The sequence below is a fragment of the Allobosea thiooxidans genome (assembly GCF_900168195.1).
GTDB lineage: Bacteria > Pseudomonadota > Alphaproteobacteria > Rhizobiales > Beijerinckiaceae > Allobosea > Allobosea thiooxidans.
In genome coordinates this window covers 77,746-101,712 of sequence record NZ_FUYX01000005.1, presented here as the reverse complement: position 1 = coordinate 101,712, position 23,967 = coordinate 77,746, and the positions used below count along the sequence as shown (strand labels likewise).

The window sequence follows — 23,967 nt, the reverse complement described above, 5'->3', positions numbered from 1 at the left end:
AAGCTGGCGAAGGTCGATCGCCATATCCGTCCCGAAGGGAAACGCGGATACGGCCGCCCGGGGGTCTCTCTCACGCGCACCATAGCGCTTCCGGCGTCCGCAGCCGTATCGTCTTCCCCAGCAGAAGAAAGATGCAGATCATGCAGCCCGATCGCCGCGCCGTTCTCGCCGGTCTTTCGCTCCTCGCCGCGAGCCTGCCCGGCTTCGCCTTCGCCCAGTCCGGCGAGGTCGACGCCGAGGCGATCCTCAACGATCCGGAGGCGCCCGTCGCGGGCAACCCGGCCGGGGACGTCACGATCGTCGCCTTCCTCGACTATAACTGCCCCTATTGCCGGACTTCGGCGCCGGATCTCGCCCGGATCGTCAAGGAGGACGGCAAGATCCGGCTCGTCTACAAGGAATGGCCGGTCATCACCGAAAGCTCGGTCTATGCGGCGCAGCTCGCCCTGGCGGCGGCCCATCAGGGCGCCTATCAGCGCGTCCACGACGCTTTGATGGCGAGCAAGGGCCGTCTGAGCAAGGAACAGATCTCCGCGGTCATCGGCAAGGCCGGCATCGACCTGACCCGGCTTCAGGCAGATCTGGACACCCATGCCGACAAGATCACCGCCCAGCTCCGGCGCAACATGGCCCAGGCAGATTCCCTCGGCCTGCAGGGCACGCCGACCTATCTGGTCGGTCCGTTCCGCACCTCGACGCTGAACTATGCCGGATTCAAGCAGGTCGTCGCCGACGCGCGCAAGAAGCAGGCCGCGCAGTGACGGGGCGTGACGACGAGCCGGCGCCCCTGGCCGCGCCGCCACGGCCGACCCGCCGCGCCGCGGGCCTGATGCTCGCCTTGCTGGCGGCCGGCTGCACGACGGTCGCCCGCCCGCCGGTTCCCACCGCGAAGCCACCCTCCCCCTTCAGCGCGCTTGATCGCCAGCGCTATGGCGAGGTCACCGGTGAGCCCTTCCGTGTGCCGGCCGTTTCGCTCGAGGACCTGCGCCCGCGCAACCTGCGCCAGCTCGTCGACAATCCGACGCGGGAGCAGCCGGGGACCATCGTGGTCGATCCGGAAAACCGCTTCCTCTATCTCGTGCAGGAAGGCGGCAAGGCCCTGCGCTATGGCGTCGGCGTCGGCCGCGAGGGCTTGGCCTGGTCCGGCACCGCCAATGTCGCGACCAAGCGCGTCTGGCCGCGCTGGACGCCGACCCAGGACATGATCCGGCGCGAGCCCCGGAAATACACGAAATGGGCCGGCGGCATGGCCGGCGGCGCCGACAATCCGCTCGGCGCCCGCGCCCTTTATCTCTTCAAGGACGGCAAGGACACGCTCTATCGGATCCACGGCACCAATGAGCCGGAGACCATCGGCGAGGCCGTCTCCTCCGGCTGCATCCGCATGATGAACCAGGACGTGATCGACCTCTATCGCCGCGTCAGCGCCGGCGCGAAAGTCGTGGTGCTCCCGGTCGGCGCCGGCCGGCGGCAAGCCGCATCGCGGCCGGCCGCCGCCCCCCCGTCGGAACCGGCATGGTAGGCGCCATGGGCGATCCGCGCGGCACGCCATGCCGCGCGGCGGCCCTGTCGCCCGCCGAGTTGGGCGAGCGCGCCGGCGCGGTCGCAGCCCTGCTGGAAGCGCTCGCCGATCCGCGCCGGCTGGCGATCGCCTGCCTCGTCGCGGAAGGCAGGTACTCCCTCGCCGAGTTCGTGGCAAAGCTCGACATCGATCGATCCACCCTGTCCGAGGAACTCGCCCTGCTGCAGGAGCTCGGCGTGGTCGAGCCTTGCCGGATATCCCGACGGATCTCCTATGGCCTGGCCGCGACTGGCCCGGGCCAGCTCGCCGCAGCCATCTGCGCGCTGTTCTGCGCAGCGTCAGGCCCGTAGCGACGGCGCCGTCAGGGCTCGCGTGCCACCAGATCCCGAAATGCCGGCAGCCACCGCAGCGCCAGCCAACAGACCGCGACGCCGCAGGCGCCGCCGGCCGCCTTGACCAGCAGATCTCCCAATCGCGCATGCCGGCTCGGCGAAAGCAGCTGGAAGAACTCCAGCCCCACGGCCGCCGCCGTCACGAGCAGGAGGATCGTGCCGAGGCGCTTCGGATAGACGGCGGCGAACAGGAAGCCGAGAAGCCAGAACGCCCCGAAGCGCTCGAGATGGACGGAGCCGGTCCGGGGGCGCATTTCGAGCGAGGACAGCGTCGCGAAAACGATGAAGGCGAGCGTGAGCCAGGGCAGGACACGCAGACATCTTCTCGCAGTCATGACCCGCCCGTCTCCGGCTGTGTGGCGAAGAGGGCCTTGTCGCGCGGCAAGGCGTGCGAGGCAAGCAGCCTATCTTGCCAGCAAGGAACGGTAGACCTGGAGTGTCTTCTCGGCGACGCTCGGCCAGCTGTAGGCCTGCTCGACATGCAGCCGTTGCTCATGCGACGCCTCGTCGCTGGGCGGGTTTTCCAGCTTGCTGGCCATCCCGCGCGCCAGCGCGTCGATATCGCCCAGCGGAAAATAGTCGGCGGCCGGAAGGCCGAGCTCCTTGTTCGCGACGATGTCGCTGGCGAGCACCGGCAACCCGTAGGCCATCGCCTCGAGCAGCGCGATCGGCATGCCCTCATGGCTCGACGGCAGCACGAACAGGGCCGCGTTGGCGAAGAGTTCCGCCAGCCTGTCCCCGGTCTGGAAGCCGGTCAGCACGACGCCGGGCACGCTTCCCGCAAGCGCCCTCACCTCGGCCGAATACGGCGTCTCGAACTCCGCCCCCCCGGCGAGGACCAGCTGGAAATCGGCATGGCCACAGGCTGCGAAGGCCTTGATCAGATCGGTCTGCCGCTTCTCGGGCACGAAGCGCGCCGCCAGCAGCACATAGCGCTTCGGCCGCAGGCCGAACTCGCCGAGGATGCCTGTCTCCGTCCGGTTGTGCGGGACCGTGACGCCGTTCGGGACGAAGGCAACGGGGGCGTCGTAGCGCGAGGACATGGTTCGCGCGACCTCGTTCGAAACCGCGATCCGGCCGTGCGACAGCCGCATCCCGCAATATTCGCCGAGCTTCAGCATCCGCCGGGCGAAGCCGCCCCATTTCTGCCGGTCGTAATCATAGCCGTGATGGGTGACGACGACCTTGAGTCCGAGCAGCCGGGCAAGCGGCACGAGCAGCGCCGGCCCGATGGCGTGGATGTGCAGAATGTCGGGCCGGCGCCATGCCGCGACCCAGACGCCGAGGAAGGTGTGCACGATGGCCTCGAGCGCCATCTTGCGGGGCGACCAGAGCGGCAGGACCCGAATGCCGTTCCAAGTCTTCGTGCCGGCATGGGGCAGGTAGCGGCTGCGCCCGATCACCTCCACATCCCAGCCGCAGGCGGTCAATTCGCCCGCGAGCATCTCGACATGCTTCTCGACGCCGCCCTGGACATTCGGGATGCCGCGCAGCCCCAGGAAGACGATATGCCTGCGCGGCTCGTGCTTCGCGGCGACAGCGGATTGGCCGGGAGGCGCCTCGATGGGAAGACTGGTCATGATCGCCTCCAGCCGCCGCCTCCCGGTCGAGCCGGGAGCAACGCTGCAAGCCTGCAGGCTTCGCACATGTCCCTGAATAACTCCGAAAGGTTTCCCCAAGGGTCGGGAAAAGTCTGCGACCGAGAAATCTTATCCCCCAAGATGCGAAGATATACAAAGATCGCCGGCTCAGCGACAAGCAACCCCGTCCTGCCGCGGCGTTTTCCTTTTGTTAACCTTTACGACCAGGCCGCCATTCCAATTCAGCTGCCGAGCGCTTCGTAAAGCGCGAGCGTCCGGTCGCGATAGGCCGCCGCAGAGAACTCCCAGGCGATCCATTCGCGGCCCGCACGCCCCATCTCCGCCCGCCGGGCGGCCGTCAGTGCCGCGAGAGCGGACAGCTTGCGAGCGAGGTCTTCGGCGTCTCCCGAAGCCGCGAGCAAGCCCGTCTCCCCGTCCCGGACCATCTCGGGAATGCCGCCGATGGCGGCGCCGATCACCGGACGTCCGAGCGCATAGGCCTCGAGGATGCTGATCGGCGCGTTCTCATACCATTCGGAGGGCAGAACCAGCGCGCGCGACTGCCCGATCAGGCGGTGCAGATCCTGCCCGGACAGATGGCCGACGAACTGCGCATCCGCGCCGGTCTGTGCCGCCAGTTCGCGAAGCGCGGCCTCTTCCGGCCCGGTTCCGGCCAGGATCAGCCGCTGTTTCGCGAGCGCAGCCGCCCGGATCAACGTCGCCAGCCCTTTCTCCGGCGCGAGCCGGCCGGCGAAGACGACGTAGTCGCCCTCCTCCCAATCGGCCCGAAAGCCCTCGACATCGACGAAATTGGGGATGTAGGTCAGCTTCTCGCGCGGCCAGCCCCACTCCACCAGCTTCTCCAGATAGAAGCGGCTGGGCACGACGATCCGGTCGAGCTTGTCGCGATAGAGCCCGAGTGCCCGGTGCAGCATCGTCTCGACCAGCACCAACCCGCTGAGCGGGATCGAATCCTTGACGCAGCGATGACGCAGGACGTTGTAGATCCGCCCGCCCCGGCAATCCTCGCAGACCTTGCCGGCGCGCAGCATCTTGTAGGACGGGCAGGCGAGCTTCAGGTCATGCGCCGTCATCACCACAGGGATGCCGGCCTCCTTCAGGGTCGAGAAGATCGCGGGCGAGAGGTGGTGGTAGACGTTGTGGGCATGCGCGACGGAGGGGCGCGCCTGCGCGATCAGCCTGGCGATATTGCGCTGGGCCTCGACGGAATAGATGACGCTGGCGGCCTGCGCGATCTTGCGCAGCGGGCTCGTCTGCCGGCCGTACTCTATCTCGGAGACGAAATAGCCGGACCAGGGCGAGGGAACATTGTTCTCGTGCTGCATGGCGAAGGGAACCACGTCCCAGCCGATCTGCGCGAACATCGCCATATGGTCGAAGAAGACCGCTTCCGCGCCGCCGCGGCGATAGAAGTAGTTGTTGATCGCCAGCAGGCGCTTTCCGCCCGGTTGTGAACGCGACAACGCGGCCTCCTCACCAGCCGAGCCGGTCGAGCGCCCAGTCCACGGGCAGCACGGTGCAGCCACGGTCGACCGCATGGGCGACCAGCCGCTCAAAGGTCTCAGGCGTGCAGCCATGGGCCGTCGGGCGTGCCGCGATGTCGTGCGTGAAGAAGACGAGCCAGCCCGGCGCCTCGGCCACATCGTCGATCCAGCGTGTCAGCGCCCGCGCCTCCGCCTCCGGCTGGCGGATCTCGACCGCCTTCAGCATCAGCGGGTCGACGGCCCCGCGGTTGACCGCCTCGCCGGCGCCGCGGCAGCTGCGGAAGCGGCGGCGAAATTCGGGGCGCGCAAGCGGCCAGGCCGCATTGTAGGGAAAGGCGAAATTGGCCGGCGGCCGCGCGACGCCGGCACCCTTGAGATAGGCGACATTGCGGTCGAGGTCGCGCGGCAGCTCACTGCCGGAAATGTCGCGGATCCGGCGGTGCGAGAAGGTGTGGCAGCCGACCTCATGGCCGCGCGCGGCGAGCTCCCGGCAGCCCTCCGGCGAGATGAGCACCCGCTCGGGCTCGACCTGCCCGGCAAGGCCTCCGGCGATGTAGAAGGTGCCGCGCGCGCCATGTCGTTCGAGGATCGCGGCGCCCTCGCTCAGGGCGCTGTCCGGCACGTCGTCGAAGGTGAAGGAGACCAGCGGGGCATCGGTCGCCAGGGGGCGCCGCCCGCCGGCGAACTTCCAGATCAGCCGGTTCGCCAGCCGGTCCGCGATCCCGCCGTTCCGCCAGAGGTTTTCGGAGAGGTTAGGCATGCGCGACGGCCCTTTGCGGCTTGGCGTCCGGCTCCGGCAGCAGCCCGGCGGAGGTTTGAAGAGAAAGGCCGTAGATCGCGACCAGGAAGGTCAGCCAGAGCGGGTTCGATCCCTCGAAGAACAGGCTCTCCAGGCAGGCATGGGCCAGGACATACAACCATATCCTGACGAACAGGCGGGTCAGGTCGCTGTGCGCGTTCGCGGAATCGATGCGCGAGATATGATAGAGCGGCAGGAAGACCAGCCAGACCAGCGTCAGCAGCAGACCGGGCACCCCCATCATCAGGATCATCTCGAGATAGGAATTATGCGCGTGGGAGGCCGCCACCGCCCAGGTCTCGATCGCCCCGCCGCCATTGACGAGCTGCGAGGTCTGCCAGAAACCCTTCATGCCGTAGCCCGTCAGGGGCTGCTCGGCGATCGCCCCGAACGCCAGGCGCCAGATATCCGCCCGGTTCGTGAAGGTCGCGTCGATGCCGAGCTCCGAGACGAACTCGCCCAGCGGCCGGATGACCGCCGACCCCACGGCGAAGAGGTTGAAGAGCGCGATGCCGCCGATGACGATCGGCGCGCGCAGGACGCGCACCCTTTCGAAGACCCAGGCCACGACCAGCACGGCCGGGAGCATCGCCGTCGACGTCTTCCCCCCGGTGTTGAGCAGGAAGAAGAACGCCAGGCAGACGATCGCTGCACCCGCCATGCGGGACCATACCTTCATGGCGAAGAGCCCGAAGAGGACCATGACGACCATGGCGACGGCGGCGTCGTTCTTGTGCCGGAAATGGCCGCGCCACAGCCCGGCATTCATCGGCTCGAGCACCGTGGACGTCTGATGAATCGACAGGTTCGGCTTGAACAGGATGCCGAAATAGGAAACGGCCAGGACGATGAGGCATCCCAGGCCGAGCAGCTTCGCGAACTGCCTCTCCGATCGCGGCAGCAGCAGGAGGACGCTGCCGTTCACGATGGCGATGACGGCCAGCACCATGCCCTTGATGCCCTGGAAGGGATAGCTCGACACGACGGTCGAGACGAAGCCGAGCCACAGAAATATCAGCCCCAGCAGAACATGCGGCTGAAAGATGATGCCGCGCAGCGGGTGCGAGAGCCCGAAGCCGAGCAGGCAGGCGAAGAGCCCGAGCGAGACGAGCTGGTTCAGCAGGCTCGACTCGCGCGCCGACTGATCGAGGACGGCCTCGCCGGAGATGTCGACGAAAGGGCTCAGCGTGATCCAGGAGAACAGGAAGACCGCCATGAACAGGAGGGGGCCGACGCTCGCCCTGAACCCCTCCGCTCCGCCATCCCTTCCAGGCGCGACCTCCCGCATGGCCTGCGGCGCCTTCAGGCGTCGGCCGGCAGCGGATCGCGCAGATAGCGCCACGCGCCACGTGCCAGAGCGATCGTGATCCCGAGCAGGAGACCGAGGAAGCCGGCCACGCTGAGCAGGATCAGCGTGCGCGGCGGCCAGCTGCGCGCCTTCGGCGGCAGCGGCCGCGAGATGACGCGGACATTGCTGGTGTCGATCTGCTGCCGCTCGCTGATCTGCTGGGTGCGCGCCAGATGCGTTTCGTAGAGCGCCGCTTTGGCCCGCGCATCGCGCTGCAGGTCGCGCAGCCGCACCTGCTCCTCATTGTCGCTGAACACGTTCGACTTGGCGTCGTCGGCCTTGCCGCGCAGCGTCGCCAGCGCCGCACGCTCCCGTTCGGCCTCCGCCTTCGCGCCATCGAGGATGCGCCGGGCCTCGCGCGTCAGCGCCGCGTCGACGGCCTGCTGCTCCGAAAGGGCCGCAACCATCTGCGGATGCCGCGCGCCGAAGGTCGCCCTTGTCGATCCGATCTGCTGCTGCAGCGTGTTGAGCTGCGCCCGCAGGCTGGTCATGGTGGCTGAATCGAAGATCGAGGCGCTGGCGGTCCGTCGTTCGGCCAGGGCCGCGCTCATCTGCTTGTAGCGCGCCTCCGCCTGGATGAAGCGCTGCTGGGCATCGAGGACCTGGGTGTCGATCTCGCTCGAGAGCCGCGCGCTGACCGGCTCGCCATTGTTCAGCTGCAGCCCTTTCGAGCGGCGGAAATCCTCGACTTTCTGCTCCGCTTCGGTGACGTTGCGGCGCAGTTCGTCGAGGCGGTTGTTCAGGTTTTTCACGACCCGCCCGGCGCTTTCGGCGGCCGACTGGAAGAGCTCCGCCTCGAAGGCATCGACGATCGCGTTCGAGATCGTGACGGCCTTTTCCGGATCCTCCGCCCAGAAGCGCATCACGACGACGAAGGAGCGTTCCTCGCGCCGGGCGTCGACGCGCTCGCTCAGCGCGCGCATCACCGCGAGCCGGTTGTCGCGCGCGACCTCCTTCGGCGAGATCAGGTTCCACAGCGGCGTCAGCAGCCCCGGTTTGACGAATTCGGGGTCCTGCGTGAGGTCGAGCTTGTCGATGACCCGCGACAGCACGTTGCGCGAGGTCAGGATCCGCAGCTTGCTCTCGACTTCCAGGAGCTGCGCATCGCGCTGCGGGTTGGAGGTGAAGACGTCGTCGCGCACGACGTTGAGGTTCGAGGGGTCGACCAGGATGTCGGTGAAGACCGTGTAGCGGGGCGGCGTCGTCACCGCATAGGCCAGCGCAGCCACCAAGCAAAGGAGGATGGCCGCCGCGATCCAGCCGATCCCGGCGCGCAGCCAGGCGAGGATGTCGTCGATGCCGATGCGCCCGAGCTGGCCGAGACGGGCGGACAGGCTCCGACCCTCGACCACGGTACCATCGGAAGCGACCACGAAATCGGCCGGTGCGCTGGCGTTCCGAAACTGGCCGGTCGGACGAGGCGTCTGGCGCTGTTCCGACTCCTTCGGCCCATACATCTCGCTTCGTCCTTAACCCCAGGTCTCAAGACGGAAGAGACGCTTCTGCCTCCCGCAACTGTGCCGTAGAGGTAGCCTTCCGCCCTGAATATTGCGTTAATCCGAAGCTGGACGCAGGCCGCGCGGGCAAGCGCAGGCGGCACCGTCGGTCCCGCCGGGCCGCACCGCCGCGCAGAAAGATGGCGCGAGCAGCATCGTCCCGGTTTGCTTCCCTCGCGTCATCATTTACCATTGCTCGGAATAACCGGAGCCGTTAACGCCTGCGCGCCTCCGGATGGCTATAGTTCAAGAAGAATTGAGCGACTTTCGGAACGTCTCGGCATGTGTGGTTTCGTTGGCTATTTCGGCACAGCCCGGGATGGGAGAACGCTCCTTGAACGGATGACGGCTGCGATCGCCCATCGCGGCCCCGACGAGCAGGGCGTCTTCACCGCGCCCGAGGTCGGCCTCGGCCACGCCAGATTGTCCATCGTCGGGCTCGGCGACGGCCAGCAGCCGATGTCGGACGCCACCGGCGAGCTGACGATCGCCTTCAACGGCGAGATCTTCAACTACGTCGAGCTGCGCGAGCAGCTCCGCGCCCGGGGGCGCCGGTTCCGCACCGGCAGCGACACCGAGGTGATCCTGCATCTCTATGACGAGATGGGAGACGACTGCCTCTCCGTCCTCAACGGCGATTTCGCCTTCGCGCTCTGGGATGCGCGCCGGCGGCGCATGCTGCTCGCGCGCGACCGCATGGGCGTGCGGCCGCTGTTCTATACGCAGCGGGACGGCCGTTTCTACTTCGCCTCCGAGGTCAAGGCGCTCCTCCAGGTTCCGGGCGTGACGGCCGAGATCGACCCCGTCGCGCTCGACCAGATCTTCACGCTCTGGGCGCCGATCGCGCCCCGCACGGCCTTCCGCGACATCAGCGAGCTCGAGCCCGCGAGCCTGATGATCGTGCAGGACGGCAGCGTCTCGACCCGGCCCTATTGGAGCCTGGACTATCCCGACCGCGACGCCCCCTCCCGGCATACCGACGAGCGCGAGGCGGCCGAGGAGCTGCGCGCCCTGCTGACCGAGGCGACCCGCATCCGCATGCGCGCCGACGTGCCGGTCGGCGCCTATCTCTCCGGGGGCCTCGATTCCTCGATCACCTCGGCGCTCGCCGTCGGCATGGCGCCCGCCGGCCTCAAGACCTTCTCGGTCACCTTCGACAGCGCCGAGCATGACGAGAGCGCCTTCCAGCTGGAGATGGCGCGCGCGCTCGGCACCGAGCACCGTGCGGTCGCCTGCCGCGAGGGCGACATCGCCGCGGTCTTCCCCGACGTGATCCGCTTCACCGAAAGGCCGATCATCAGGACCGCGCCGGCCCCGCTGTTCAAGCTTTCCGGGCTGGTGCGCGAAGCCGGCCTGAAGGTGGTGCTCACCGGCGAGGGCGCGGACGAGGTCTTTGCCGGCTACGACATCTTCAAGGAGAACCGGGTCCGCCGCTTCTGCGCCCGCCAGCCCGGCTCCCGCATCCGGCCGCATCTGTTCCGCAAGCTCTATCCCTATCTGCCGGGCCTGCAGCAGCAATCGGCGGAATACCTCGCCTCCTTCTTCGGCGCGAACGGCCACGCGACGGACGACCCGCTCTACTCGCACCGGCCACGCTTCGACGGCACGGCGGCGACCAAGCTGTTCTTCTCGGGCGATCTGCGCGGCAAGCTCGCGAACTACGACGCAGCCGAGGAGCTCGCCTCGCGCCTGCCGGCGGCCTTCGCGCGCTGGCATCCGCTGCATCAGGCGCAGTATCTCGAAGCCCGCTTCCTGCTGCCCGGCTACATCCTCTCCAGCCAGGGCGACCGCATGGCGATGGCCCATGGCATCGAGGGCCGCTTCCCCTTCCTCGACCATCAGCTCGTCGAGTTCGCAGCAAGCCTTCCCCCCGAGATGAAACTCAAGGGGCTGGTCGAGAAGCACATCCTGCGGGAGGCGACCGGCGACATGCTGCCGCCCGTCATCGGCAAGCGTACCAAGCAACCCTATCGCGCACCCGACAGCGCCTCCTTCGTGGGGGCCGGCGCGGCGGATTACGTCGAAGCGGCGCTCAGCGAAGCAGCAGTTGGCGCGACCGGACTCTTCAACCCGAAGGCGGTGGCGAAGCTGCATGAAAAATGCCGCGCGCGCCCCGCCACCGGCTTCCGAGACAATGCGGCTTTCGTCGGCATCCTGTCGACGCAGCTCTGGCTGAAGACCTTCACCGGTATCGACAGCCGCTCCCAGGCCGCCTGACGACTTTCAAGAAAGGACTAGACATGACCGATACGATCAGGGACGCCGTGAAGGGCTTCGTCGTCGAGAACTTCCTGTTCGGCGACACCAGCCAGGCCCTCGCCGACACGGATTCGCTGATCGAGAACGGCATCATCGACTCCACCGGCATTCTCGAACTCGTCGCCTTCATCGAGGACCGCTACGGGATCGCCGTCGCCGATGCCGACATCGTGCCGGCCAATCTCGATTCGCTCGCGCGCATCACCGCCTTCGTCGCCTCGAAGACGCCCGCGACGGCGTAGCGGACAGGGCTGGGGGATCAGGTCATGCGGGTCGAGAGTTTCGTCACCGACAGCGCCAGGCGGCATGGCGCCAAGACAGCTCTGGTCACGGAGCGGAAGCGGCTGACCTATGCCGAGCTGGACGATCTCTCCAGCCGGCTCGCCGCCGCACTCGCCGCGAACGGAGTGAAGCGCGGCGACCGCGTCCTCGTCTTCATGGACAATTGCTGGGAAGCGGCGGTTTCGATCTTCGCCGCGCTCAAGGCCGGCGCGATCTTCAGCCCGATCAACGCCTCCACCAAGGCCGACAAGCTCGCCTATATCATCGACGATTGCGAGGCCGCCGCGATCCTGACGCAGGCGCGGCTGATGCCGGTGGTGACGCAAGCCGGCACCATGGTGACGGTGCCGATGCCTTTCGTCGCCGCGACGCAGGCCGAGCCTGGCCGGACGCCGGAAGGTGCCGTGGCCTTCGAGGATTGCCTCGAGGCCGCGCCCGCCCCGGTTCGCCATGGCGGGATCGACATGGACCTGGCCATGCTGATCTACACCTCCGGCTCCACCGGCCGGCCCAAGGGCGTGATGATGACCCACCGCAACATCGATGCGGCGGCGGAATCGATCACCACCTATCTGCGCAACCAGCCCGACGACATCATCCTCAACGTGCTGCCGCTGGCCTTCGATTACGGGCTCTACCAGCTCCTGATGGCGATGCGGCTCGGCGCGACCCTGGTCCTCGAAAGGTCCTTCGCCTTCCCGCAGGCGATCTTCGAGCGCATCCGCGCGGAGAAGGTCACCGGCTTCCCGCTCGTGCCGACGATGGCGGCGCTGATCCTGCAGATGCGCGATCTCGAGCCCGGCTTCCTGCCGAGCCTGCGCTACATCTCGAACACCGCGGCGGCGCTGCCGCCGGTGCATATCGCCCGGCTGCGCGAGCTTCTCCCCGGGGTCCGGCTCTATTCGATGTACGGCCTGACGGAGTGCAAGCGCTGCACCTACCTGCCGCCGGAGGAGCTCGACCGCAGGCCCGGCTCCGTCGGCATCGCCATTCCCAACACCGAAGCCTTCGTCGTCGACGACGACGGCCGGCGCGTGCCGCCGGGCGTGGCGGGCGAGCTCGTCATCCGCGGCCCGCATGTCATGCAGGGTTACTGGCGCAACGACGCGGCCACCCAGCAGATGCTGCGCCCGGGGGCCGCTCCCTGGGAGAAGCAACTCCACACCGGCGACCTCTTCCGGACCGACGAGGACGGCTTCCTCTATTTCGTCGGCCGCAAGGACGACATCATCAAGACGCGCGGCGAGAAGGTCGCGCCCAAGGAGGTCGAAACCGTTCTCCATGCCCATCCGGGCATCGCGGAAGCGGTGGTGACCGGCGTGCCGGACCCGGTGCTCGGCCACGCCATCGCCGCGGTCGTGGTGCGCTCGGACGAGAGCCTGAGCGAGCGGGACATCATCCGCCACTGCGCCGCCCATCTCGAGGACTTCATGGTGCCGAAGATCGTGGAATTCCGCAGCGAGCTGCCGAAGACCGACACGGGCAAGGTCAGCCGCAGGCTGGCCGCCGAAACGCTGGGAGCAGCGGAATGAACATCTCTCCTGCCACCCGCGGCCCCGCCTTCTCGGCCGACACGCTGAAGATCAACGGCGCAGCGGAAATCGAACGCATCGTCGCGGCGCTGCGCGAGCAGCTGCGCGGCATGCGCAAGCGCGGGCTGGTGCTCGGCCTCTCCGGCGGCGTCGACTCCAGCGTCTCGGTCGCCCTGGCGGTGCGGGCCGTCGGCGCCAAGAACGTGTTCTGCCTGTTCATGCCGGAGAACGACTCCGACCCGGAAAGCCTCCGGCTCGGACGGCTCGTAGCCGAGACCTTCGGCGTCCAGGCCGTGGTCGAGGATATCGGGCCGTCGCTCCAGGCGATGGGCTGCTATGATCGGCGCGATGCCTTCATCCGCGAGCTGGTGCCCGAATACGGGCCCGGCTGGGCCTCGAAGATCGTCATCGCCAACTCGCTCGCGGGAGACGGCTACAACATCTCCTCGCTGGTGGTGCAGGATCCGCAGGGCAAGCAGACCAAGCTGCGCATGCCGCCTGCCGTCTATCTCGGCGTCGTCGCCGCCACCAACATGAAGCAGCGCACGCGCAAGCAGATCGAGTACTACCACGCCGACCGGCTGAACTTCGCCGTGCTCGGCACGCCGAACCGGCTCGAATACGACCAGGGCTTCTTCGTCAAGAACGGCGACGGCGCGGCCGACGTCAAGCCGATCGCTCATCTCTACAAGAGCCAGGTCTACGCGCTCGCCGCCGAACTCGGCGTTCCCGAGGAGATCCGCCGCCGCCCGCCGACGACCGACACCTTCTCGCTGGCGCAGACGCAGGAGGAGTTCTACTTCTCCCTGCCCTATGACCGCATGGATCTGTGCCTCTACGGCCTGAACAATGGCCTCTCCGCCGAAGCGGTCGGCGCCGCGGCGAAGCTGACCGCGGTCGAGGTCGAGCGCGTTTGGGCCGATATCGCCGCCAAACGCCGGGCGACGCGCTACCTGCACATGGGCCCGCAACTGGTCCGACCGGTGGATGAGATCGCCGGCTGAGGCCGGCGCGATCACGCAACGACGGCGCGGCGCTCCTAATCGAAGCGCCCGCCGATCAGCCTGCTCCAGCTTTCACCGGCCAGCCCGTTGAAGAAGCCCTCGGCATTGAGGCTGGCGTTCACCAGCTCCGGCTCGCGCGAATGCACCACGGTCGAGGCGAGGTGGAGGAAGGCCATGCGCCGCCCCAGCAGCCCATCGAGCAGGGCGGGCTGCGTCCGGCCGAACAGACCCGCCGCGTCGCGCTCGGCCGCATGCCCGATCAGGCAATCGATGACCGGCCCGGCCTGTCCCGATGCGGCGAGCACCTGCATGACCCGCGCTATCCCCCCCGGGCGGAGGTGATAGAGGAAAGCGCCGATCGGCTTCCCGCCGGCGGTCGAGACAGATGCGAAGACCGCCTCGCCCTGGCTCCGATCCTCGGCAGCTTCGCCGACGATGTAGGCGAGCTGCTCGTCGCTCCAGTCCGGCCGCAGCGCGAATTGCCGCGTCAGCGGTTCGATCAGCGCCGCGAAGCCCGCCCGGTCGATCTCGGCGACCTTGAGGCCTCCCTTGACGCTCCACCTCTCCGGTATGCCCGACCAGCGCAATGCGTTTTCAGGCATCCGCCCACGGAGATAGCGGTCCAGCCCCCGCCCGAGCGGGGCCAGTAGCCGCACCGCGCCGATCCGGCGTGATGCGAGCGCGAGCACGAAGGCGGACGGCCGGATGACGCGGACCCAGTCGAGGCTGTATTGCGGCAGCGCTACGCCGCGCAGCTTGCTCCACATCTGTGCGGAGACTTCGCTCGAGGTCTCGCTGAAGGAGAGATCCTGCGGCCCGGCCAGGAAGGCCTTGAGCAGCCTCGCTCCGGCCATGGGGTCGCTGTCCCGGCGCTCGACCACAAGCGAGCCGCAGACCGCGGCCCGCAATTTGCGGTCGCCATGGCTCATCGGCAGCGCATTGACGCCGATGAAGCCAGACACCTCGCCGTCATCGGCAACGTGAACCAGCGGGGCGATCTCCGGGTCGTAGCCCGGCGCCTCGAGATAGTGCTGACGCAGATAGGCCGTGAGCGCCGCCGGGGGAGCCTTGTCGCGGTCCCGGAAAGCCCTTTGGAACAGCCCCGCGACCGCCGGGATTTCGGCAGCCGTCAGCGGACGGATATCGCTCATTCCGGACGACCTGCCGTGTCAACGGGGTTCGGTGCCACGGCCCCGAGCTTGCGAGCGAGAGCGACCCGCGGCGTTCCGGCCTCGTTTGCGGCAAAGCTCACCGGCTCATAGGCCTTCGCCCGAGCGAACAGCGCGGCCACCTGGCGATCCTGCCTTTCGCCGAATTCGAACAGCAGCCAGCCCCCCGGCTTCAGGAAGTCGGCTGCATCGCGGATCACCCGCTGATGGATCGAGATGCCATAGGGCCCGCCATCGAAGGCCTCGCGCGGTTCGGCCTCGAGCAGATGCGCGCTATCGCCCTCCAGGCGGCCGGTCGAGATATAGGGTGGATTGCAGACGATCACGTCCACGGCGCCCGTGAGCCCCTCGCCTTCCAATGCGCCGAACAGGTCGCCCTGCCGGATGGCGACGCGGCCCTGAACCGCCAGGCGCTCGGCATTGCGGCGGGCGAGCGCCACGGTGCTGTCGGTGAGGTCCGCCCCCCAGACGCGGGCGGAAGGGATCGCCGCCGCGATCGCCACGGCGAGGTTGCCGGAGCCGCAGCACATGTCGACCACCACCGGCTCCGGCGGGCCGGCGCGCAGGATCGCGACGGCTCTGGTGCCGAGCAGCTCGGTTTCCTGCCGCGGCACGAGAACGTCGGGGGCGAGCTCCAGCTCGACATTCATGAAGCGCTGCATGCGGGGCCCGCCACCGCCTGCGAGATCATCCACTCTGCTCGGCATGGGGTTCCTTCCACCACTGGACGCCATTGATGTGGGGCAGGTTATTCCGCCCGGGTAAACGCCTGCTGAAATCCGGCCTCGCCATAGGGCAGGTCGGTGTTAACTGCAGCCTTATTTTTGCCTGCTATCGACATCCTGTCGATGATAGGTCCACCGGGGCAACCCCCTTTCGATCGGGGTCGAAGGCAGGAGAGAATGGCTTCGGGTAACGCAAGAGGATCGGGCGGCCGCGGAGCACTGCTTCCGATGCTGATGTCCTATGCCGCCTCGGGCGGGAGCCTCATCGTCAGCTCTGCCGCGCAGCTCCTGACCTTCGCCATCCTCGCCCGCTTCCTCGGCGTGCACGAATTCAGCCTATTCGTCGCCATCACTGCGATCTCGAACATCGCTGTCCATATGTGCGGCCTGGGCGCGATGGAATGCCTCGTCCGCCGCGTCGCGCGCGATCGCGCGATCTACCCCGCCATGCTCGGCCACAACATCATCCTGACCGCGGCGAGCGGCCTCGTTCTGGTCCTGGTCGGCGCCGCCCTGCTGCCGTTCTTCTTCACGCTGGCGCCCGATCCGGCCACGAATGTCGCCGTGATCACGCTGATGCTCGTCACCAACATCGTGCTGGTGCGCGTCATCGTGCTGGCGGAGCAGATCTTCCTCGCCCATTCCGATTTCCCCGCGGCAAACACCGTGGTGGTCGGTTTCGCCGTGGCGCGGACCCTCGCCGCGGGCCTCGCCTGCCTCGCCTTCGGCGTATCCAGCCTCGCCACCTGGGCGGTCTGGCAGTTCGCCTGCCATGTGCTGGTCGCCATCGTCTGCTGGCGCGCGCTGAGGGCGCTTGGCCGGCCGGAATACCGCCTGGTGCGCGAAGAACTGCCGCTCGGCCTGTATTTCAGCGTGCCCTTCATCCTGCGGGCCGTGCGCCAGAACGCCGACCTGCTCGTGCTCAGCCTCACCGCCACGCCCGAGATCGTCGCGAGCTACAGCGTCGCGCGCCGCATGCTGGAGAGCAGCTATCTGTCGGTCGAAGCGCTCAATCGTCTGGTCTACCCCGGCTCGGCCAGGGCGACCATCGAGGGCCTGCAGCACGCCATGCCGCGAGTGCGCAAGGTCCTCGTCGCGGCCACCTTGATCAGCATCGCCGCGGCCATTGCCGTTTTTGTGCTCGCGCCGATTTTGCCCTTCCTCTTCGGCAAGGACTATGTTTCGCTGGTTTCCTTCGTCAGGATACTGTGCTGGGTCGTGATACCGCTGGCGATCTGGTCGGTCGCGATGGAGGCTCTCGGGGCGTCCGGCCATCAGCCGACGCGCGCTGCAGTGATGGGGCTCGGCAGCGTGTTCGGCGCGGCCCTGGCGGCGATCGCGACCTGGTACGCGCCGCCGGCGGGTACCTTCGTGTCGTTCTACGTGATCGAGATCGCCATGGTGGTCGCGGCGTGGAGCGCCTTGTTGAGGATCGTGCGCCGCGACCGGGAACGTGCCCAGGAGCAGGAACTCGAAGCTGGAATGGCGCATGGACGCTGAGCTGCACTGCGATCCGACGCCGCCCATGCCGGCGCGCCCCGCCGAGGCTCCGCGTCGGCCCGGCGGCGTGCGCCCGATGACGCCCCGCGACATCCCGACCGTGGCCCGGCTGTTCAGCAAGACCTTCCGGAGCGGCAAGACCGAGCTCGCGCCCGAGCTCGCGCCCTATCTCGAGGCGGTCTTCTTCGGCAGCCCCCATTACCGGCCGGAAAACGGCAGCATCGTCTATGACAACGGCAGCGGGGTCAGCAGCGCCATCCTTGCCGTCCCGATGGAAATCGCGGTCCATGGCCGGCCGGTGATCGCCAAGCTTCTCTGCGCCTTCATGGCCGATGGGAAAGAGGGCGCGGCCGGCGCCGCCCACCTCGCCCGTCATTTGCGCGCGGCCAAGCAGGACATGTGCTTCTCGGACACCTCCTCGCCGGTCAGCGCCGATCACTGGGTCGCCGGCGGCGGCGTGGTCCTGCCGGTCCAGAGCCTCGAATGGCATCGTTCGTTCCGGCCGCTCTCGGCCGCGGCCCTTGCCGGCAGTCGGCTCGTTCCGCTCTTGCGCTCTCGCGGCGTCCTCCATCCGCTCGGCTGGATCGATGGCGCGCTGCGCCGGCGACGCTCGTCCCTGCACCCGGCCCCCGCATCCGGCTGCCGCGTGGTAGAGGCGAGCCCGGAGGAGGTCTTCAGTTGCGCCGGCCGGATGATGGAACGCTTCGCGATCCGCCCGGTCTGGTCCAAGCCGGAATTCGATTGGCTCCTGAGCGTCGCGGCGCTGAACCGCGGCCTCGGCACCCTGCAGTTCCGGAACGTGGTCGACGATGGCGGCCGCGCGATCGGGACCTTCCTGTTCTTCGGCAGGAACAGGCAGGAGGCCATGGTCCTCAACGTTCTCTGCGAGGAGGGGCGCGAGTTCGAGGTGATCGGCCAGATGTTCTTCCATCTGGACGCCGAGGGCTATGCGCAGGCCAGTGGGATCGCGCAGCCCTTCATGATGAACGCAGTGCTGCGGCAGCGCTGGCTGCTCTTCAAGCATCGCGGCTATTTCTGCATGGTCACGCGCCATGCCGAGATCAAGGACGCCGCGCTCCGTAACGACATCTATATCGGCGGGCTGGCATCGGAGAGCTGGAGCCGGCTGCTCACCGATTTCTGAGCCCCCCCGCCGAGCGCAGCGACACCGGAGGCCCCTTGGCTGTTTCCATCATCATCAAGACCCTGAACGAGGAGAAGCGCATCGCCGCGACGATCGAGAGCGCCCTGGCCGCTCTTCCCGGCGGGCAGGGCGAGGTCATCGTCGCCGATAGCGGCTCGACGGACCGCACCGTCGAGATCGCCTCGCGCTATCCGGTGACGGTCGCCCAGCTCGTGCCGCCCGCCCGCCCGAGCTGCGGGATCGGGCCGCAGCTCGGCTTCCAGCATTCGCGCGGCGACCATATCTGCCTGATCGACGGCGACATGCTGCTGGATCCCGGCTTCCTCGCCGCCGCCCTGGCGTTCCTGGCGGAAAACCCCAGGGTCGCCGGCGTCACCGGCCATGTCGAGGAGATGCTGGTCTCCAGCCTCGAATATGCGCGCCGGGTGCAGCGCGATGGCCCGGAAGCGCGGGTCGGGCCGATCGACCGGATGAATGGCGGCGGTCTCTACCGGCGCAGCGCCATCGAGCAAGCCGGCTATCTTTCCGACCGGAACCTGCATGGTCACGAGGAGTTCGACCTCGGCGTCCGGCTGCGCAGCGCAGGGTGGCAGCTGCAGCGGCTCGACCGGCGCTTCGTCCAGCATTTCGGCCACACGCTCAACTCCTATCGGCTGCTGGTGCGGCGTTGGAAGAACAAGTATCTCTACGGCGTCGGCGAGCTCCTGCGTGCCTCGCTGGGGCGCCCCTACTTTCCCCTGCTCCTGCGCGAACTGCCCGAGCTCAAGCTTTGGGCAGCCGTCTATCTCTGGTGGGCTGCCTCCATCGCGCTGCTACTGGTGATGCCCGACAAGAGGCTCGCTTTCGGGCTGGTCGTCGCCCTGCTTCTCGGCATCGTGGCGCTGATGAGCCTGCGCAAGGGCAGCCTCAGCATGGGTCTCTACACCGTCGTCGCCTGGTTCTTTCACGCCACCGCGCTGCCATTGGGTTTCCTGCGGCGGCGGCAGTCGCCTGCCGCGCGCATCGAAAGCCGTATCATCCACGAACCGACGAGAACGGCCGCCTAGCCGCCGCCCGCCGGGCCACAGAATCTCAGGGAAGCGCCCACATGACCGACGACACTGCGGAGAAGAATGTCTCGCTCTGGGACCGCATCGTGCATTCCTCGTCGGAGCATTTCCGGAGGAAGCGCGGCGGCCTGTTCCGCCAGGCCCTGCCCGACTTCACCTCGCTCAAGGTCTGCGATGTCGGCGGCTCGCGGCATTTCTGGGAAAAGCTCGATCCCATCGACGTGCCCAAGGACCTGACGCTGGTCAATATCCGCGACGACGGGCAGGCGCGCTCGTTCACCGGCTCCTACGGCCACGTCAAGGTCATCGTCTATGACGGCGACCGCCTCCCCTTCGAGGACAAGTCGTTCGACGTGGCGGTGTGCAATTCGGTCATCGAGCACGTGCCGCCCGCCAAGCGCGCCAATCTCGTGCGCGAGATCAACCGCGTCTCGAATTATTATTTCATCCAGACCCCGGCCTTCGTCTTCCCGATCGAGCCGCACTTCTTCTGCCCCGGCCTGCACTGGCTGCCGCGCTCGATCGCCCGGCATGCCGTCAGGCTGTCCCCCTGGCGCTTCCTCTCCAAGCCCTCCGAGGAGCACATCCGTGAGTATTTCGAGGAGATCCAGATTCTGACGCTGAAGGAGTTCCGCTCCTATGCGCCGGAGGCGAATCTGGTCCGGGAGAAGGTCGCGGGCCTGACCAAGTCCTACATCCTGCACGGGCCCTCGCGACCGTGACGGTGCGGCGGCATCCGGCGATCACGGGAACGGGCCGGATCGGCATGAAGAGCCTGCTTTCCGCCCTGGCCACGACGCTGGGCGTCGCGGCCTCCGGCGCAGCCGCCGCCGAAGAATGGCTGCCCGTGCGCGAGGTCTCTCTGGAAATCCGCCCCGGCAGCCCGCTCGACTTCTCGGGCTTCCTGCCCAACCGGCCGATCGGGCAGAAGGGTGCCGCCGCAAGCCAACGGATCACGGTCCGTCCGGACGGGCGCCTCGCCTTTGCCGATGCTCCCGGTGAACCGGCCCGCCTGTTCTGCGCCTCCCTCGCCTGGAGCCCGGCATCCGGCGGCTTCCCCGATCATGCCGGGGCCGACCGCTATGCGCGGCAGCTCGCACTCCACGGCTACAACATCGCCAGGCTGACCTTCATCGACGCCTCGCTGATGATCGGCCGGCAGAAGGATTTCGATTTCGATCCGGAGACGCTCGATCGCATCCACTACCTGCTCGCCGCGCTGAAGCGGAACGGCATCCACTGGATCATCGACGGCATGACCTCCTGGCACGGAGCCTATGGCGGCCGCGACGAGCGCTGGGACCCTGCCGGAAACCTCAAGCTCGCGCTCTATCTCGACGACGCGGCCTTCGCCCACTGGAAGGCGCTCGTCGAGAAATTCCTCGCCCGTGTCAATCCCTATACCGGTACCGCGCCGATCCATGACGAGGCACTGGCGCTGGTCATCCTCGTCAACGAGAATAGCGCCGAGTTCGAAAGCGTCGTCCATGACCGGCGCGGCAAGCCGCCCTATGACCCGATGTTCGCGGCGCCGTTCAACCGTTGGCTGGCGCAGCGCTACGCCTCGAGCGCAGAGCTGGCCAAGGCCTGGGGCGGGCTGGGCTGGAGCGAGAAGCTGGAAGACGGCTCGATCCGGCTGCCGCCCGATCGCTATGCCGACAGCCCGCGCCTGCGAGACCTGCAGGCCTTCTTCGTCGAACTCGAAACGGCCTCGGTGGCGAAGATGAGCGCCGCCCTGCGCGCGCTGGGCTACAAGGGCATCATCAGCACCTACAACAACTGGCCGACGGTGCAGACCGCCCTCAGCCGTCGCGGGCTCGAAGCCGTGACGATGAACACCTATCACGACTGGGCGAGCGGCTACGCTCCCGGCAGCAAGCTCACCCAGCAGAGCTCGCTCGGCGACGCCGCCAACTCCGTGCGCATGGCCGCCGCGACGCGCTGGCTCGGAAAGCCCTTCATCGTCAGCGAATACGACCACCTGTTCTGGAACCGCTACCGTTACGAGGGCGGGCTGGTGTTCCCGGCCTATGCCGCGCTGCAGGGCTGGGACGCGCTGTGCCGGCACGCGCATGGCCCGATCGCGCTCGCCTATGGCGAGCCCTATCCGCACAAGCGCGCCATGCTGCCCTATGCGATCGCGCTCGATCCCATCGCCCGCGCCGGGGAAACCCTGTCCGCCCTGCTGTTCAGGCGCGGCGACGTGGCGACCTCGCGGCTCACCATCCCCTTCGCGGTGCGCGGCGAGGCGGATCTCGGCCCGGACATGCAGGCGCGCGAGCCCGAGAGACTGACCGAGCTCGCCTTGCTCGGCAGGATCGGGCTCCAGGATGCGGACAGCATCGGCGAGCGCATCGCCGTGCGCCAGCCGCGCGACGCGAACCGGCCCGACGCCATCGTCGAGAAGCTGAAGGCGGACGACCTGCTCCCGACCGGGAACCTCACCCAGCTTTCCGCCGGCCTGTTCCAGAGCGACACCGGCGAGATCCTCCTGAACCGGCGCGACAGGCAGATGCGCCTGACGACGCCGGCGACGGAAGCGCTCGCCTTCTCGGCCGCGAGCCTGCCGGCCACCCTCAAGACCCTGACCGTCGAGGGCGCCGACGGAGACGCACTGGTCGCGCTCGCCTCGCTCGACGCGCCCGCCTCGCTGGCGAACGGCAGCCGCTTCCTGCTGATCTACGCCACCGACGCCCGCAATACCGGCATGATCTTCCGGGACCGCGAGCAGAGGGTCATCGAGGATTTCGGCAGGCTGCCGGTCCTCATCCGCAAGGGCCATGTCGACCTGCGGATCGGCAGGAGCGCCCGGCAGTGGCGGCTTTCGCCCGTCGGCCTCGACGGCACCGTGAAGCCGGCCGCCGCCAGCGGCACGGGCCCTGTCGCGTTCCGGCTCGGCAACGACCTGCCGACCGGCCCGACCACCTATTTCCTGCTGGAGCTCAAGGACTGAGGCGGCAGCGCGCCGCGGTCAGCGCAGCAGCTTTCCGAGGAAGTCCCGCGCGCGCTCCGATCGCGGAGCGACGAAGAACGCGGCGCAATCGCCGGTCTCGACGATCGAGCCGGCATCCATGAACACGACGCGATCGGCGACCTGCCGGGCGAAGCCCATCTCATGGGTGACGCAAAGCATGGTCATGCCCTCCTGCGCCAGCTCGACCATCACCGCCAGCACCTCGTTGATCATCTCGGGGTCGAGCGCCGAGGTCGGCTCGTCGAAGAGCATGACCTCCGGATCCATCGACAGCGAGCGGGCGATCGCGACGCGCTGCTGCTGCCCGCCGGAGAGCTGGCTCGGATATTTGCCGGCATGCGCCCGCAGGCCGACCCGGTCGAGCAGGCCCATCGCCTTGTGCTCGGCCTCGGCCGCGTCCCGCTTCAGCACCTTCTGCTGGGCGATCGTCAGATTGCCCAGCACCGACAGATGCGGGAACAGCTCGAAATGCTGGAAGACCATGCCGATGCGCCGGCGCAGCTCGGGCAGCCTGACGTCACGGCTGCGGATCGACTTGCCCTTGTAGAGAATGTCGCCGCTCTGGAAATCCTCCAGCCCGTTGACCAGCTTGATCAGGGACGATTTTCCGGAGCCCGACGGGCCGCAGAAGATCACGACCTCGCCCTTCCCGACCGTGACGCTGCAATCCTTGAGCGCCTGGAAGTCCTGGTACCATTTCGAGACGCTCTTCAGCTCGATCATGTCGCCGTCCTCTTCTGAAGGGCCCTGACCAGCCCGCTCAGGCCGGAACAGATGACCCAGTAGACGGCGCCGGCGAGGAGAAGCATCGGGACCAGGGTGCCGTCGCGCTCGCCGATGCTCACCGTGTTGCGGAAGAAATCGCCGAGCGAGATCACATAGACCAGCGATGTGTCCTGGAAGATCACGATGCACTGCGTCATCATGATCGGAAGCATCGCCCGGAACGCCTGCGGCAGGATGATGTAGCGCATCGCCTGATAGCGGCCCATGCCGAGCGCGGCGGCGGCGTGGAACTGCCCCTTCGACAAGCCGAGGATGCCGGCGCGGATGATCTCGGCGAAGAAGGCCGATTCGAGCAGGACGAAGGCGACCATGGCCGAGACCAGCCGGATGTCGACGCTCGGCGAGAGGCCGAAGACGGTGCGCAGGATCTGCGGCACGATCAGGAAGAACCAGAGCAGCAGCATCACCAGCGGGACGGCCCGGACCAGAAGGAAGGCCTGCGGCAGCGTGAGACCGAGCGCATGTGCGGCCTGGGTCTGGCCGTCCGGCAGAGCGGCGATGCCGGCACGGACCTGCTCGCAGATGCGTGCGCCGGTGAAGAAGCCGAGCGCCAGCACGGAGACGACGAAGACCTGGGTGCTCGGCGTGATGCTCTTGATCCAGTCGCCGATCGCCGTCGGCAGGACCTCGGGCACGACGAAGAACCAGATGAAGAACTGCACGATCAGCGGCACGTTGCGGAAGAGCGAGACATAGGTCGCGCCGATCGCGTCGCAGAGCCGGCTCGGCCAGGCGCGCAGGATGCCGAAGCAGGTGCCGACGAGGAGCGCGAGCAGCCAGGCCGAGAAGGTCAGCGCGGCGGTAAGCATCAGGCCGTGCAGGATCCAGCCGATATAGGTCGCGCCCTCTCCGGTCGCCACGGGCTGCAACAGGACGCCCCAGTTCCAATTGTAGCCCATGG

Annotated in this window: 22 protein-coding genes; 12 read left to right on the top strand and 10 right to left on the bottom strand. The window is 67.8% G+C overall.

Features of this window, described 5'->3' with window-relative positions:
- Positions 1 to 131 precede the first annotated feature (131 nt).
- The 3 genes from B5Y19_RS10965 to B5Y19_RS10955 all read left to right on the top strand — a co-directional run bounded on the left by B5Y19_RS10965 (position 132) and on the right by B5Y19_RS10955 (position 1,872).
- A complete protein-coding gene (locus tag B5Y19_RS10965) occupies positions 132 to 761 on the top strand; it encodes a DsbA family protein (RefSeq protein ID WP_244555560.1) in 630 nt (209 codons plus the stop codon).
- Between the two features lie 68 nt (positions 762 to 829).
- Entirely contained in the window at positions 830 to 1,522 is a 693-nt protein-coding gene (locus B5Y19_RS10960; RefSeq protein WP_079591534.1) for a L,D-transpeptidase, read from the top strand.
- Positions 1,516 to 1,872: an ArsR/SmtB family transcription factor gene (locus B5Y19_RS10955; RefSeq protein ID WP_079591476.1), complete on the top strand. Its 357-nt coding sequence runs from the start codon at positions 1,516 to 1,518 to the stop codon at positions 1,870 to 1,872. Before B5Y19_RS10960 ends, B5Y19_RS10955 begins: the two co-directional genes overlap by 7 nt.
- Positions 1,873 to 1,883: 11 nt before the next feature.
- Here B5Y19_RS10955 and B5Y19_RS10950 read toward each other — a convergent pair whose 3' ends face one another.
- The 6 genes from B5Y19_RS10950 to B5Y19_RS10925 all read right to left on the bottom strand — a co-directional run bounded on the left by B5Y19_RS10950 (position 1,884) and on the right by B5Y19_RS10925 (position 8,603).
- Positions 1,884 to 2,249: a VanZ family protein gene (locus B5Y19_RS10950; RefSeq protein WP_055729617.1), complete on the bottom strand. Its 366-nt coding sequence runs from the start codon at positions 2,247 to 2,249 to the stop codon at positions 1,884 to 1,886.
- Positions 2,250 to 2,318: 69 nt separating this feature from the next.
- Complete coding sequence (locus B5Y19_RS10945; RefSeq protein ID WP_055729618.1) at positions 2,319 to 3,494, bottom strand: glycosyltransferase family 4 protein; 1,176 nt, start codon at positions 3,492 to 3,494, stop codon at positions 2,319 to 2,321.
- A 242-nt stretch (positions 3,495 to 3,736) separates the two neighbouring features.
- Positions 3,737 to 4,978 carry a glycosyltransferase family 4 protein gene (locus B5Y19_RS10940; protein ID WP_055729619.1) on the bottom strand — a complete coding sequence of 414 codons (1,242 nt, stop codon included), beginning with the start codon at positions 4,976 to 4,978 and terminating at the stop codon, positions 3,737 to 3,739.
- Positions 4,979 to 4,988: 10 nt separating this feature from the next.
- A complete protein-coding gene (locus tag B5Y19_RS10935) occupies positions 4,989 to 5,759 on the bottom strand; it encodes a polysaccharide deacetylase family protein (protein WP_055729620.1) in 771 nt (256 codons plus the stop codon).
- Positions 5,752 to 7,086 carry an O-antigen ligase family protein gene (locus B5Y19_RS10930; RefSeq protein WP_055729621.1) on the bottom strand — a complete coding sequence of 445 codons (1,335 nt, stop codon included), beginning with the start codon at positions 7,084 to 7,086 and terminating at the stop codon, positions 5,752 to 5,754. Before B5Y19_RS10930 ends, B5Y19_RS10935 begins: the two co-directional genes overlap by 8 nt.
- A gap of 14 nt (positions 7,087 to 7,100) precedes the next feature.
- Entirely contained in the window at positions 7,101 to 8,603 is a 1,503-nt protein-coding gene (locus B5Y19_RS10925; protein ID WP_079591474.1) for a GumC family protein, read from the bottom strand.
- A gap of 321 nt (positions 8,604 to 8,924) precedes the next feature.
- Here B5Y19_RS10925 and asnB point away from each other — a divergent pair, with 321 nt between their 5' ends.
- Genes asnB through nadE form a run of 4 tightly spaced genes read left to right on the top strand, consistent with a single transcriptional unit; the run spans position 8,925 to position 13,719 of the window.
- Complete coding sequence (gene asnB, locus B5Y19_RS10920; protein ID WP_079591473.1) at positions 8,925 to 10,859, top strand: asparagine synthase (glutamine-hydrolyzing); 1,935 nt, start codon at positions 8,925 to 8,927, stop codon at positions 10,857 to 10,859.
- Positions 10,860 to 10,882: 23 nt separating this feature from the next.
- A complete protein-coding gene (locus B5Y19_RS10915; protein ID WP_055729623.1) occupies positions 10,883 to 11,143 on the top strand; it encodes an acyl carrier protein in 261 nt (86 codons plus the stop codon).
- Positions 11,144 to 11,167: 24 nt separating this feature from the next.
- Positions 11,168 to 12,715, top strand: a complete 1,548-nt coding sequence (locus B5Y19_RS10910) for a class I adenylate-forming enzyme family protein (protein ID WP_055729624.1) — start codon at positions 11,168 to 11,170, stop codon at positions 12,713 to 12,715.
- Positions 12,712 to 13,719, top strand: coding sequence for an NAD(+) synthase (gene nadE, locus B5Y19_RS10905; protein ID WP_055729625.1), 1,008 nt, complete (start codon positions 12,712 to 12,714; stop codon positions 13,717 to 13,719). Before B5Y19_RS10910 ends, nadE begins: the two co-directional genes overlap by 4 nt.
- Before the next feature lie 35 nt (positions 13,720 to 13,754).
- Here the strand turns inward: nadE and B5Y19_RS10900 are convergent, their stop codons facing one another.
- Both B5Y19_RS10900 and B5Y19_RS10895 read right to left on the bottom strand, forming a co-directional pair.
- Positions 13,755 to 14,870, bottom strand: coding sequence for a GNAT family protein (locus tag B5Y19_RS10900; RefSeq protein WP_055729626.1), 1,116 nt, complete (start codon positions 14,868 to 14,870; stop codon positions 13,755 to 13,757).
- Positions 14,867 to 15,595 carry a N5-glutamine methyltransferase family protein gene (locus B5Y19_RS10895; RefSeq protein ID WP_055729627.1) on the bottom strand — a complete coding sequence of 243 codons (729 nt, stop codon included), beginning with the start codon at positions 15,593 to 15,595 and terminating at the stop codon, positions 14,867 to 14,869. The genes B5Y19_RS10900 and B5Y19_RS10895 overlap by 4 nt, the downstream gene beginning before the upstream one ends.
- Before the next feature lie 195 nt (positions 15,596 to 15,790).
- Between B5Y19_RS10895 and B5Y19_RS10890 the strand changes: the two genes are divergently transcribed.
- From B5Y19_RS10890 to B5Y19_RS10870, 5 genes are read left to right on the top strand one after another with little or no spacing between them, the layout of a single operon-like run.
- On the top strand, positions 15,791 to 17,113 hold the full coding sequence (locus B5Y19_RS10890; protein WP_055729628.1) for a lipopolysaccharide biosynthesis protein: 1,323 nt from the start codon (positions 15,791 to 15,793) through the stop codon (positions 17,111 to 17,113).
- 25 nt (positions 17,114 to 17,138) lie between these two features.
- The gene (locus B5Y19_RS10885; RefSeq protein ID WP_139384369.1) at positions 17,139 to 18,257 is read left to right on the top strand and encodes a GNAT family N-acetyltransferase; all 1,119 of its coding nucleotides are present in this window, start codon (positions 17,139 to 17,141) and stop codon (positions 18,255 to 18,257) included.
- A 35-nt stretch (positions 18,258 to 18,292) separates the two neighbouring features.
- A complete protein-coding gene (locus tag B5Y19_RS10880) occupies positions 18,293 to 19,303 on the top strand; it encodes a glycosyltransferase family 2 protein (RefSeq protein WP_055729630.1) in 1,011 nt (336 codons plus the stop codon).
- 41 nt (positions 19,304 to 19,344) lie between these two features.
- Positions 19,345 to 20,028: a class I SAM-dependent methyltransferase gene (locus tag B5Y19_RS10875; protein ID WP_055729631.1), complete on the top strand. Its 684-nt coding sequence runs from the start codon at positions 19,345 to 19,347 to the stop codon at positions 20,026 to 20,028.
- A 44-nt stretch (positions 20,029 to 20,072) separates the two neighbouring features.
- Positions 20,073 to 22,259: a glycoside hydrolase gene (locus B5Y19_RS10870; protein ID WP_079591471.1), complete on the top strand. Its 2,187-nt coding sequence runs from the start codon at positions 20,073 to 20,075 to the stop codon at positions 22,257 to 22,259.
- 18 nt (positions 22,260 to 22,277) lie between these two features.
- Here B5Y19_RS10870 and B5Y19_RS10865 read toward each other — a convergent pair whose 3' ends face one another.
- Both B5Y19_RS10865 and B5Y19_RS10860 read right to left on the bottom strand, forming a co-directional pair.
- Entirely contained in the window at positions 22,278 to 23,003 is a 726-nt protein-coding gene (locus B5Y19_RS10865) for an amino acid ABC transporter ATP-binding protein (protein WP_055729632.1), read from the bottom strand.
- Positions 23,000 to 23,965: an ABC transporter permease subunit gene (locus B5Y19_RS10860; protein ID WP_079591470.1), complete on the bottom strand. Its 966-nt coding sequence runs from the start codon at positions 23,963 to 23,965 to the stop codon at positions 23,000 to 23,002. The genes B5Y19_RS10865 and B5Y19_RS10860 overlap by 4 nt, the downstream gene beginning before the upstream one ends.
- Positions 23,966 to 23,967 lie beyond the last annotated feature (2 nt).

What these genes read in the sequence shown, in the direction of transcription:
- B5Y19_RS10945 (WP_055729618.1), bottom strand. Translation starts at nt 3,494, where the DNA reads ATGACCAGTCTTCCCATCGAGGCGCCTCCCGGCCAATCCGCTGTCGCC.
- B5Y19_RS10930 (WP_055729621.1), bottom strand. Translation starts at nt 7,086, where the DNA reads ATGCGGGAGGTCGCGCCTGGAAGGGATGGCGGAGCGGAGGGGTTCAGG.
- B5Y19_RS10925 (WP_079591474.1), bottom strand. Translation starts at nt 8,603, where the DNA reads ATGTATGGGCCGAAGGAGTCGGAACAGCGCCAGACGCCTCGTCCGACC.
- B5Y19_RS10915 (WP_055729623.1), top strand. Translation starts at nt 10,883, where the DNA reads ATGACCGATACGATCAGGGACGCCGTGAAGGGCTTCGTCGTCGAGAAC.
- B5Y19_RS10860 (WP_079591470.1), bottom strand. Translation starts at nt 23,965, where the DNA reads ATGGGCTACAATTGGAACTGGGGCGTCCTGTTGCAGCCCGTGGCGACC.
- B5Y19_RS10910 (WP_055729624.1), top strand. Translation starts at nt 11,168, where the DNA reads ATGCGGGTCGAGAGTTTCGTCACCGACAGCGCCAGGCGGCATGGCGCC.
- B5Y19_RS10890 (WP_055729628.1), top strand. Translation starts at nt 15,791, where the DNA reads ATGGCTTCGGGTAACGCAAGAGGATCGGGCGGCCGCGGAGCACTGCTT.
- B5Y19_RS10955 (WP_079591476.1), top strand. Translation starts at nt 1,516, where the DNA reads ATGGTAGGCGCCATGGGCGATCCGCGCGGCACGCCATGCCGCGCGGCG.
- B5Y19_RS10960 (WP_079591534.1), top strand. Translation starts at nt 830, where the DNA reads ATGCTCGCCTTGCTGGCGGCCGGCTGCACGACGGTCGCCCGCCCGCCG.
- B5Y19_RS10875 (WP_055729631.1), top strand. Translation starts at nt 19,345, where the DNA reads ATGACCGACGACACTGCGGAGAAGAATGTCTCGCTCTGGGACCGCATC.
- B5Y19_RS10935 (WP_055729620.1), bottom strand. Translation starts at nt 5,759, where the DNA reads ATGCCTAACCTCTCCGAAAACCTCTGGCGGAACGGCGGGATCGCGGAC.
- B5Y19_RS10900 (WP_055729626.1), bottom strand. Translation starts at nt 14,870, where the DNA reads ATGAGCGATATCCGTCCGCTGACGGCTGCCGAAATCCCGGCGGTCGCG.
- B5Y19_RS10965 (WP_244555560.1), top strand. Translation starts at nt 132, where the DNA reads ATGCAGATCATGCAGCCCGATCGCCGCGCCGTTCTCGCCGGTCTTTCG.
- B5Y19_RS10950 (WP_055729617.1), bottom strand. Translation starts at nt 2,249, where the DNA reads ATGACTGCGAGAAGATGTCTGCGTGTCCTGCCCTGGCTCACGCTCGCC.
- B5Y19_RS10865 (WP_055729632.1), bottom strand. Translation starts at nt 23,003, where the DNA reads ATGATCGAGCTGAAGAGCGTCTCGAAATGGTACCAGGACTTCCAGGCG.
- asnB (WP_079591473.1), top strand. Translation starts at nt 8,925, where the DNA reads ATGTGTGGTTTCGTTGGCTATTTCGGCACAGCCCGGGATGGGAGAACG.
- B5Y19_RS10895 (WP_055729627.1), bottom strand. Translation starts at nt 15,595, where the DNA reads ATGCCGAGCAGAGTGGATGATCTCGCAGGCGGTGGCGGGCCCCGCATG.
- nadE (WP_055729625.1), top strand. Translation starts at nt 12,712, where the DNA reads ATGAACATCTCTCCTGCCACCCGCGGCCCCGCCTTCTCGGCCGACACG.
- B5Y19_RS10870 (WP_079591471.1), top strand. Translation starts at nt 20,073, where the DNA reads ATGAAGAGCCTGCTTTCCGCCCTGGCCACGACGCTGGGCGTCGCGGCC.
- B5Y19_RS10885 (WP_139384369.1), top strand. Translation starts at nt 17,139, where the DNA reads ATGCCGGCGCGCCCCGCCGAGGCTCCGCGTCGGCCCGGCGGCGTGCGC.